This window comes from Moritella sp. Urea-trap-13, assembly GCF_002836355.1.
GTDB lineage: Bacteria > Pseudomonadota > Gammaproteobacteria > Enterobacterales > Moritellaceae > Moritella.
The window spans coordinates 78475-89950 of sequence record NZ_PJCA01000032.1 but is presented as its reverse complement, the minus strand read 5'-3'; the positions used below and the strand labels follow the sequence as shown (position 1 = coordinate 89950).

Genomic DNA, 11476 nt, shown 5'->3' with positions numbered 1-11476 from the left:
CTGAATCGAAAGATTAAGGCTTTTTTTGTACCTGAAATTCAGGGGTATAAACAAAAAAGATTGTGCAGAGTGGTCGTTCAGTTGGCCAGACTCTCTATAAAAAGACAAGCGGCCAGTCACGCCGGGGGACGCGAGTTGCAGTTGTAAGAAGTCGTCCACTTTCCCTTTGCCAACTAATAAAGAAACCTGAATCAATGATTCAGGTTTTTTTATGCCTGAAATTCAGGCATTCAGAAACACTGATTGTGTGAGAGTTGGCTTTTATGAATAGTATACAGTTGTAGGTTATTCATCAAAAACGTTACGTCACACTGGTGAAGGCGGCACAGGTTCAAATCCCATCTATACACCAAGAATAAAAAAGCCTGAATCTTACGATTCAGGCTTTTTTTATATCTGAAATTCAAAGGTTAAAAAGACTGTCACAATTAAGAGAGGAGCTTTAGAGGTTATAAACCTCTATTTTTTGGTTACTATTTTAATATTATTATTGATCTAAGTTCTAAAAATGGTGATTAATCAGAATATGTAACATTAGATATAATGCCCTAATATAGGCTTTTTAGCGATCTATGTCACACTATTCGACAATGCGTTAAGCTGATGAAAAAGGAGTGTTAGTCGCCGTTTTACTGCTGGTATTATGAGGATAAATCATGCTTTAAACGTTGTAGTTATCGATTGTTAGTACTCACTTTTACGATGTTGGTTGAAAAATAGAATTGTGATACCTTGCGTTAATAATATTAAATGTTGGAATATTTTATGAATGGTTTATGTTTTCAAATCAGTAATTGGATATTGATTGTTGAAGAAAATAAACTGTACCGACAAGGAAGAGAAGTAACAGTTGAACCCCGTCTGGTTAATTTATTGTCCTTTATAGCCCAGTCGCCAAATGAAGTTTTTGGGCGTGAAGAGCTGATTGAGCATATTTGGGATGGTGCTATTGTTAGTGACCAAGTGGTCACACAGTCTATTTTTGAGCTGCGAAAAATATTAAAAGATGGTCGTGTTGATTGCGAACGATTTATCGCTACGGTTCCTAAACGCGGTTATAGGTTAGTCGCAGATACTATCGAATTAACTTGTGATGATGCACGTATATTGATCATAGAATCTAAAAATGTGGATGCTATTGATGATAAGAAAAGTATAGGTATAGATATAGAGTTGGATTGTGAACAAGCTATCACTGTATTTCCCGCTGGACCGTTAACGCGTGCCGTTACCCATATTTCTAAGCATGCTGCAGCCGAAGAAGCTAAATCGAATACTAAACTTACTTTCTTACAGCGTTATAAATTACAACTATTTGATGGTTTCTTATTGTCAGTATTAATCTGTATTATTACTCTTTGTACCTATGTGCAAACTAAGCCCGAGATAACGAGATCGCTAGATACGCAAGTTATTGAATTTAAATATTTCGCTAGTCAGAATTCAGATGTTACCAGTGAGTATCTTGCTGATGGTATTAGCCAAAAATTAATGAATGATGTGTTAACTCTCAGTGATTATCGTGTGCAGTTAAAGAAAACAGATTTTACCACGGGCATATTACCGGGGAAATTAGTCAGTGTCAGAATTGATAAGCAACAAGGGCAGTCATATTTAGACATTAATTATCGTAACAACGCATCGAATCGCGTTATATTCAGTAAGCAATATTTAATATCTGGAGATGAGATGTATGAAAGTTTGCATAAAGCATCATCAGAACTCATGGCTGCATTAAGAATTAACCCGACGCCAAAACAACTTGATTATGTCATGCAGGATTTACCTAAAGATCAGGATTTGTTAACCAAATTAATTATTGCTAATCATTATACTAACCAAGTTGACCCTAAATCATTTAAGCAGGGAATTGACTTGTTTGAAGATATTCTAGCTGTGAACCCAAATAATGGATTAGTACTTGCGGAACGTTATATTGCTTATAATGTTTTGTCATCATTACTGTTATCTGATGAATTTGTAAATGAAATTAAACGTTCGAGTGCAGATCTATTAGAAAACGATGCGTACATCGGTAATAAGACATTAGCTGCAAGAGAATATGAAGCATTGGCATTGCAGGCTTTATTGCAAGGGGATGAGCTAAAAGCAAATAACTTGATTACATTGGCGGGAGAAAATCGCCGCTCATCGATATATTATATTATCGTTGGCAAGTTAGCTGAATTAAGTGGCAATCTTGATAGTGCTGGTGATGCTTATACTCAAGCTTTTTATATTGATACTTCTATTGAGACTTACCAGTTAAGTTCTAATCTTGCGTTCCATAGTAATCTTGAGACAATTGCTATATGTATGTATAGAGCAATGAACCCTAGTTCTATCAAACTAATATAAGTTAATTTTTTAGCCTCTGCTTGTCAGGGGCTTTTTTGTATCTACGATATAGCGATTGGCATGCAGCTATTCACTATTATTCGTTACCGTTATTTATATCTCACAATCCTCACTGCCAATGTTACCTTTCTGTTGCTGTAACTCTGTATATAAACACTGCGAACCTACAGATTTTGCTACTCGCCATGTACCGATAAGTAGGCGTTTGGTTAATAAGCGTCGTATTTAATCTTTATAAATATACTTTTTTCAAAAATATAAACCGACTTTATTTAAAATTTTATAAGGCTCTGTTTTTAAATGTTTAATTTTAATTTAATTATAACGAATATATAAACCTCGTGTAATTTTCTAATGATTTTATTGTTCATTTTACCTTTATTTTTTCCTCTCTCATTCGGCGTAACCTGCCCTTATAAATTCAGGTGGCCTGCTGAGACTCATTTTTTATCTCGGCAATATCACCACTTAATCACTGATTTGCTTACTGAGCATATTGCTCTACTTGATAAAATTTGGGAAATGAGATGTCATCTAATACAAAAAAAATTGGCTTAATTGCCTGTACTGGTGTTGTTGCCGGCAACATGATGGGCAGTGGTATCGCATTGTTACCGTCCTCTTTGGCGGCTGTCGGTTCGGTATCTATATTTAGCTGGATAATCTGTTTGGTTGGTGCGCTGAGTTTAGCCTTTGTATTTGCGCGTTTATCGACGAAAGACCCACAAGAGGGCGGACCTATTGGTTATGCTGGTGATGTTGCACCAGTACTTGGTTTTCAAACGGGTGTGTTGTATTACCATGCCAACTGGATTGGTAACTTAGCTATTGCTATTACAGGTGTTTCTTATCTTTCCGTATTCTTCCCTGTTTTAGCAAGTCCTATTCCAGCTGCTATCGCAACTATTGCGTCGGTATGGATATTCACTTTCATCAACTTGCTCGGTGGTACTTGGGTTAGCCGTCTATGTACATTAGGTCTTGTCCTTATTCTTATTCCTGTTATCGGTACTGCTACAGTCGGCTGGGCACATTTTGATACCACGGTTTACAGTCAAAACTGGAATGTTTCATCAGGTAGTGATTCAAGTGCAATTATTAGCGCGGTGCTTATTTGTTTATGGTCATTCGTTGGTGTTGAATCTGCAGCTGTGTCTTCGGGTATGGTTAAAAACCCTAAACGTACAGTACCGTTAGCAACAATGCTCGGCACCACATTAGCTGGTGTTATCTATATCTTATCTACACAAGTTATCGCTGGTATGTTCCCTGCTGCTGAAGTAGCTGCTTCTGGAGCACCTTTTGCCCTTGCAACTACGTCTATTTTTGGTAGTTGGTCAGCACCATTTGTTGCCGCATTTACTGCTCTAGCTTGTTTCACATCGTTAGGTTCATGGATGATGCTGGTTGGTGAAGCCGGTAAACGTGCTGCTGCCGATGGTAACTTCCCCGCTGTTTATGGTGAAACTGACAAATCAGGTGTTGCTAAGAAAGGTTTGGTTCTGGCGTCAATCAAGATGACGTTCTTGATGGCCTTCATCACTATGTTCAGTGGTTCATCAAATACCGGCGACTTATTTAATCAGCTAACCACAATTGCAGTACTGCTTACTATGCTGCCTTACTTCTATTCAAGCGTTAACTTAATCCGTTTAGAAAGCATGACTACACGTAATATATTCGTGATGTTCTTCTCGGGTATTGCTTGTGTATTTTGTCTTATCGCCCTAGCGGGTGCAGAAAGCTCTGCATTAACCGGTACTTTCCTGGTCTCGCTTATCATTCTTGTTTTCTACGGCAAGAAGAAAGGTCTTTCTCAAACTCAACCTGCTGCGGTAGCCGCAACTGCTTAATCTGAATAATCAATTTTAGTAATCCCTTTTTAATTAATTTCAGGCGCTCGCTAATCTCTATCAAATGATAGCGAGCGCCCTTATTCGTCTTGGAGATCTTGAAATGAACATTATTGCTATCTTAAACCACATGGGCGTGTTCTTTAAAGAAGAACCGATTCGTCAATTACACGCTTCTTTAGAAAAAGCTGGTTATCAGGTCGTTTATCCTGTTGATGACAAAGACCTGATTAAAATGATCGAAATGAACCCACGTATCTGTGGCGCTATCTTTGATTGGGACAAATACCCATTGACCCTTTGTGAACAAATTAATGCGTTAAATGAAAAATTACCGGTATTTACTTTTGCTAATGAGCAATCAGCGCTCGATGTATCATTAACAGAACTGCGTCTAAACGTATCTTTCTTCGAATATGCACTAGGCATGGGCGATGATATCGCGTTGAAAATTAACCAAGCGATTGAAAAATATAAAGATGAATTAATGCCTCCTTTTACGAAAGCATTATTTAACTATGTTGAAGAAGGTAAATATACTTTCTGTACTCCTGGTCATATGGGCGGTACGGCATTCCAACGTAGTCCAGCAGGTAGTATCTTCTATGATTTCTATGGTCCAAATGCATTTAAAGCTGACGTATCAGTATCGATGCCGGAGCTTGGCTCATTACTTGATCATTCTGGTCCACACCAAGAAGCAGAAGAGTACATTGCGAAAACATTCAACGCTGATCACTCTTACATCGTGACTAACGGAACATCTACTGCGAATAAGATTGTAGGTATGTTCTCTGCGCCATCTGGTAGCACGGTACTTATCGACCGTAACTGTCATAAATCGCTGACTCACTTATTAATGATGAGTGACATCACGCCGATCTATTTCCGTCCTACTCGTAACGCGTATGGTATTTTAGGTGGTATTCCACAAAGTGAATTCAGTCGTGAAGTGATCGAAGCTAAAGTAGCTGCAACGCCAAATGCTGTTATGCCAAACTATGCGGTAGTGACTAACTCTACTTATGATGGCCTGCTATATAACACTCAATATATTAAAGAAACATTGGATACTAAATTCATCCACTTCGATAGTGCTTGGGTACCTTACACTAACTTCAACAACATCTATGAAGGTAAGTGCGGAATGAGTGGTGAGGCTATGCCGGGTAAAGTGTTCTATGAAACACAATCTACCCATAAACTATTAGCGGCATTCTCACAATCATCTATGATCCATATTAAAGGCGAGATTGATAAAGAAACATTCAATGAAGCTTATATGATGCATACATCAACGTCGCCACAGTATTCTATTGTCGCATCAACAGAAACAGCAGCGGCGATGATGCGTGGTAATACTGGTAAGAAACTAATGCAAGATTCTATCGATCGTGCGATTCGTTTCCGTAAAGAAGTTAAGCGTCTAGATAAAGAAACTGAAGGCTGGTTCTTTGATGTATGGCAACCAGAAGATATTGAAACAACGGAATGTTGGAATCTAGATCCAAAAGACACTTGGCATGGTTTTAAAGACATCGATACTGACCACATGTACTTAGATCCAATTAAAGTTACGTTGTTAACGCCTGGAATGGCAGGTGACAACTTAGCCGACAGCGGTATTCCGGCGTCATTGGTTGCTAAGTTCCTTGACGAACGTGGTGTCGTTGTAGAGAAAACTGGTCCATATAACTTATTGTTCCTATTTTCAATTGGTATCGATAAAGCTAAGTCATTGGCACTATTACGCGCATTAACTGAGTTCAAGCGTGGTTTTGATCTAAACTTAACAGTGAAAAACTTCATCCCTACACTATATGCTGAAGATCCAAAATTCTATGAAGGTATGCCTATCCAAGACCTAGCTCAAGGTATTCATGACATGATGAAGAAATTCAAATTGCCTGAGCTAATGTTTAAAGCGTTTGATGTATTACCTGAATTGAAAATAACGCCGAATGCGGCTTGGCAACAAGAGCTACGTGGTCACACTGAAGAGGTGAAGCTAAACGAGATGGTCAATCGTGTTAATGCTAACATGATCCTACCTTATCCTCCTGGTGTGCCACTTGTATTACCAGGTGAAATGATCACTGAAACATCACGACCAGTATTAGATTTCTTGGAAATGCTATGTGAAATCGGTTCTGAGTTCCCAGGTTTTGAAACTGATATTCACGGTTTATATCCTCAAGAAGATGGTAGTTATACGGTTAAAGTTTTAAAATAAGATTAGGTTGCATTTAGCTATTTAATCTATAAATTAATCTTATTTATGATTCAACCAAAGAGGGGGCTTAATGCCCTCTTTTTTATTTCTTGTTGGGGTATTATTTATGAAGTCTATCTTGTCTATTCAATCTCATGTTGTATTTGGCTGCGCTGGTAATAGCGCGGTGGTTTTTCCTATGCGTAGAATGGGGATTGAAGTGTGGCCGATTAACACGGTGCAGTTTTCTAACCACACCCAATATCAGCAAGGTTGGCAAGGGATGGTGATGCCTGTTGATCAGATTAAGAATTTAGTTGATGGTTTAGTAAATATTGACAGTTTATCAAGCTGTGATGCTGTTTTAAGTGGCTACCTAGGTTCTGCCACACAAGGCAAGGAAGTGCTTTATGCAGTAGAACAAGTGAAGCAGCATAACGCTGATGCCTTATATTTTTGTGATCCGGTAATGGGACATCCTGAAAAGGGCTGCATTGTGGTACCTGAAGTGATGGATTTTTTTAAATATCATGCATTGCCAAAAGCAGATGTCATTGCACCTAATCTACTTGAGTTAGAAACACTAGCTGATATGAAAATCGATAATATAGAGCAGGTTAAACAAGCCTGTTCTATGTTGTTAGGGCAAGGCGTAAAGCTTGTACTAGTTAAGCATTTGAGTAAAGCGGGTATAACAGCAAGTAAGTTTGAAATGTTGTTGGCAACGGCGGATGGTTACTTCCACATTACTCGTCCTTTGTATGATTTTATCCGTCAACCAGTCGGTGTAGGTGATTTAATTAGTGGCGTGATGTTAGCAAATTTGTTGGCGGGTCATAGCCCTGTCCATGCTTTTGAGTTAACTAATGCAGCCGTTGATGCCGTACTCAAACAGACTTTCGAACAAGGTTGTTATGAGCTGCAGTTAATTTCAGCGCAACAACAAATTGCAGAGCCGCAAGTGGAGCTGTACGCTAAACTGTTAAAGTGACATTATTCAAAAATAAGTTAAATAAAAGGGTAACCATATAATGGTTACCCTTTTTTATTGACGATTACTTAAGCTAATAAGATTAGTTTTGCGGGCGTAATGTTGGGAACAGGATCACGTCACGAATAGTATGGCTATTAGTGAATAGCATGACCAAACGATCGATACCGATACCTTGACCTGCTGTTGGTGGTAAGCCGTGTTCCAACGCTGTGATAAAGTCAGCATCGTGGAACATTGCTTCATCATCTCCGGCATCCATTGCGGTAACTTGGTCGCGGAAACGTTGATCTTGGTCTGCAGAGTCATTTAACTCTGAGTAACCATTTGCAATTTCACGGCCACCGATAAAGAATTCAAAACGGTCAGTAATGAAGTTGTCGTTATCATTACTGCGTGCTAACGGTGAAACTTCCGCTGGATATTCAGTAATGAAGGTTGGCTGGATCAATTTTTCTTCTACAGTTTCTTCGAATATTTCAGTGATCACACGACCACGACCCCAATTAGCCTGTAGTTTTATGCCCAGCCCTTGTGCTACCGCTGTTGCACCTTCCATGGTTGCTAATTGCTCAGCGCTAATACTCGGGTTGTATTTCAAGACTGAGTCGATCATTGAAATTTTATCGAACTCTTTACCGAAATCGTAAACATCATCACCGTAAGGTACTAGTGTTGAACCTAAGATATCGAGTGATAAGGTTCGTAGCATGCCTTCTGTTAGCGCCATTTGATCTTTGTAGTCAGCATAGGCCATATAGAACTCAAGCATCGTAAATTCAGGATTGTGACGTGTTGAAATACCTTCGTTACGGAAGTTTCGGTTAATTTCGAACACGCGCTCAAAGCCACCTACAACTAAGCGTTTCAGGTACAACTCTGGCGATACACGTAGATACATATCCATATCTAATGCATTATGCTTAGTGATGAATGGACGCGCAGAAGCCCCCCCTGGTATAACCTGCATCATAGGTGTTTCTACTTCCATGAAGCCATCTTTAAGCAAGTAGTTTCGAATACCGGCAATGACTTGCGAGCGGATCATAAATGTTTTACGCGCGTCGTCGTTGGCGATCAGATCTAGATAGCGTTGACGGTAACGAGTTTCTTGCTCCGCTAGACCGTGAAATTTATTCGGTAGCGGACGTAATGCTTTGGTTAATAACTCGAGGTTGTTTATTTTTAAGCTAAGTTCGCCAGTCTGAGTCTTAAATAAGTAACCTTCAGCACCAACAATATCGCCAATGTCCCATTTTTTAAATTGTTCATTGTAGAAGTTTTCTGGCAAGTTATCGCGGCTTACATATAGTTGGATTTTACCACCCATATCCTGGAGTGTCACAAAGCTCGCTTTACCCATAATACGACGAGTCATGATACGGCCAGCAACTTTAACGGTTACCTTTAGCGCAGCTAATTCATCAGTCGATTTGTCACCATAAGTGCTCAATAAGTCGTTAGAAATTGAATCTCGACGGAATGTGTTTGGGAAGGCGTTACCTTGCTTTTGTAGCTCGGCTAACTTGTGGTGACGTTGTTCAACTTCACTTTGAAAATCGATTTCTGGATTTTGGATTGTTTCCGACATATATAGCCTCTTATCTTTAATATATTAATTCATATGATTTGTTGTTGAGTAAATGATTACGTTTAGTGTGAAAATTGCAGGACCACAATGCCTGAAATTAACAGTGGTACACCTATTTGACTGCGACGTCCTATCGTTGCGCCAAACATATACTTATCGACCAACAGGGTGCCAATAATACCGCCAGCGCCCCAAGTCGCATAGGCAATCGATAATTGGATTGACTGTACTGCTTGGCCTAGACTGATGAATGCCGCGGCAACCAGCAAGATTGCTAATACGCCTGGTAATTTATTTTTAAAACCATCCGATAGTTTTAAAAAATAATTCGCAGTGATATCCAACAATATGGAAAAACACAAAAATAGGATGTGTATGAGTTCTGCATTATTCATCATCGTGTCCTTCATCTGTGTTAATAAAGATAAGTCCAGCGACGATCAAACCAACACCGAAAATTTTAGCTGGGGTGATCATTTCATCAAAAAGATAATTACTTATTATTGTGATGAGTAAGATCCCAACCCCTTCCCAAATTGCGTAAGCCACTCCTAATGGAATTTTTTGTATGGCCTTAGATAATAAAAAGTAGGATATCCCTATTAATATGATCATCGCTACCGTGCCCGTCACGGGGTTGTTTTCAGCTGAATATCGCATTGAAATAGTGCCCGCTACTTCGGCAATAATGGCAAAAAACAGCATCATGCTGTGATACATATAAAATCCCTATTTGTATTAATAATACTGTAATTAATGTGTTATTTAATTACTATGGGGTTCAGTGTATCGCCAGTTATTAAAAAGGTGTAATCGCTCAGCGTCGTTTATTTCATCACTAAGGGTTGTTATGAGATTAATACAAATTGAGATGTTTCTATTAGCGGTTAAAACTGGATCTATTTCTGAAGCGGCAATACAACTTGGTAAAAGCCGTTCTACAGTCAGCGCAGCACTGCTTGCGCTTGAAGATGAGTTAGGCGTGAACTTGTTATTACGCAGCGGTAATAAAATTGAGTTAAGCCACATCGGTGAAAATATCGTTGCTGATTGCCAGCGTATATTCCATCTTTCTCAGGGGGTACATGCTAAATGTGCACATCATTTAGCTGGGGCTGAGTTGGCATTACGTATTGCCCGAGATGATGCCTTACCGGAGAAATTCTGGAATCAACTTATTAGTCAAATAGAGAAGAAATTTCCACAAACATCGTTATCCATGTATGCAGCTCCGACGCCAGAATTAATCGCTTATGTGGAGAATAACAAAGTTGATATTGCTTACGGCATGATCACGGATACTCATGATTATCAACGGCATGTACGCAGTGAATTGGGTCAGCTTAGGATGATGGCCGTCGCCGCTGCGGATCATCCATTACATACTATTGGCAACCGTTTAACCAGTAATGATTTAGCGTTATATACTGAAGTTGTCTTGGCTTATATGGATGGCTTATTGACTGTTGAAGCCTCAATCAGTCATCGTTATATCGGCTTAACATTTTATGAATATTTACGTGACGCGGTATGTAATGGCGTTGGTTGGGCCAAAGTGCCTGCACCTCTGATCACTGAACAACTTAGAAATGAAACACTTAAAGTACTTCGTTATAAAAAGTCGATGAGCTGGGAAATCTATGGCGAAATTACCGGAGTAGACTTTTGTCGTGGCGCAGTGACAGATTGGATTGCAGAGCAAATTGAACACTACTTGATTACTGAGTCACACTAATTACTAATTGTTAGCAGCGTCACTGGCAATCTCAATATATTCGATAATACTTAAGTCATCATCTTACATTAAGGGATCGACTTATGTTAGTAAAACACTTATGGGGTTTATACGTACAGCCCAAGGACGAATGGATTGATATTGATACCCACCATGAGTCTTTATTATCCGTGGTTGTGAGTCTGCTGTTCTTTGCTTTAATACCGGCTGCATCAGCCTGGTATACCGCAACAGTAACAGGTTGGAAGCTTGGTGTTGGAGAAACAACTTATTTATCTTCTTCAAGCGCGACGATCATGGCTGTTGCTATGGTCATAGTGAGTATTATGCTGGTGACGACATTTGCAATTTTTGTACAATGGATGGCGGGTAATTTTGGTTCATCGTCTAGTTTTACCCAAGCGTTAGAGTTAACCACATATACTGCTGCACCTATCTTTATTACTGGTATTGCCGCTCTCATTCCTGTGGCTTGGGTGATAATGCTGGCACTATTAGTTGGCGTCGCATTTTCGGTGCGCGCGCTTTACACTGGGGTGCCAGTGATTATGCATATTACTGAAGAACGGGGATTCATTTATGCCTCGTCATTATTGACTGTTGGGCTGGTATTATTTGTCGCATCAATGGGCTTTACTGTGGTGATGTGGAGCTTTGGATTAGGTCCACAGTTTGTAATTTAATCCGACTAACAATATTAAGTATTTTTCAGCAGCGATATAGGCTAATCCTATAT

General features: G+C 39.3%; 9 protein-coding genes. 6 read left to right on the top strand and 3 right to left on the bottom strand.

Annotation, left to right across the window (positions count from 1 at the left end; all coding sequences use genetic code 11):
- The first annotated feature begins 765 nt into the window (after positions 1-765).
- From cadC to pdxY, 4 genes are all read left to right on the top strand, one after another.
- Positions 766-2358, top strand: a complete 1593-nt coding sequence (gene cadC / locus CXF93_RS15505) for a lysine decarboxylation/transport transcriptional activator CadC (protein ID WP_101063451.1) — start codon at positions 766-768, stop codon at positions 2356-2358.
- Positions 2359-2885: 527 nt separating this feature from the next.
- On the top strand, positions 2886-4211 hold the full coding sequence (gene cadB / locus CXF93_RS15500) for a cadaverine/lysine antiporter (protein ID WP_101063450.1): 1326 nt from the start codon (positions 2886-2888) through the stop codon (positions 4209-4211).
- 103 nt (positions 4212-4314) lie between these two features.
- The gene (gene cadA / locus CXF93_RS15495; protein WP_101063449.1) at positions 4315-6444 is read left to right on the top strand and encodes a lysine decarboxylase; all 2130 of its coding nucleotides are present in this window, start codon (positions 4315-4317) and stop codon (positions 6442-6444) included.
- Between the two features lie 70 nt (positions 6445-6514).
- A complete protein-coding gene (gene pdxY, locus CXF93_RS15490) occupies positions 6515-7414 on the top strand; it encodes a pyridoxal kinase PdxY (protein ID WP_232784237.1) in 900 nt (299 codons plus the stop codon).
- A gap of 82 nt (positions 7415-7496) precedes the next feature.
- Here the strand turns inward: pdxY and lysS are convergent, their stop codons facing one another.
- The 3 genes from lysS to CXF93_RS15475 form a co-directional block, all read right to left on the bottom strand.
- Positions 7497-9005 carry a lysine--tRNA ligase gene (gene lysS, locus CXF93_RS15485; RefSeq protein ID WP_101063448.1) on the bottom strand — a complete coding sequence of 503 codons (1509 nt, stop codon included), beginning with the start codon at positions 9003-9005 and terminating at the stop codon, positions 7497-7499.
- A 62-nt stretch (positions 9006-9067) separates the two neighbouring features.
- Positions 9068-9403 carry an SMR family transporter gene (locus CXF93_RS15480; protein WP_232784236.1) on the bottom strand — a complete coding sequence of 112 codons (336 nt, stop codon included), beginning with the start codon at positions 9401-9403 and terminating at the stop codon, positions 9068-9070.
- A complete protein-coding gene (locus CXF93_RS15475) occupies positions 9393-9725 on the bottom strand; it encodes a multidrug efflux SMR transporter (RefSeq protein ID WP_101063446.1) in 333 nt (110 codons plus the stop codon). The genes CXF93_RS15480 and CXF93_RS15475 overlap by 11 nt, the downstream gene beginning before the upstream one ends.
- Before the next feature lie 130 nt (positions 9726-9855).
- Between CXF93_RS15475 and CXF93_RS15470 the strand changes: the two genes are divergently transcribed.
- Positions 9856-10740 (top strand): LysR family transcriptional regulator, encoded by an 885-nt coding sequence (locus CXF93_RS15470; protein WP_101063445.1) that lies wholly within the window; start codon positions 9856-9858, stop codon positions 10738-10740.
- An 83-nt stretch (positions 10741-10823) separates the two neighbouring features.
- Positions 10824-11423, top strand: a complete 600-nt coding sequence (locus CXF93_RS15465; protein ID WP_101063444.1) for a Yip1 family protein — start codon at positions 10824-10826, stop codon at positions 11421-11423.
- Positions 11424-11476: the final 53 nt, after the last annotated feature.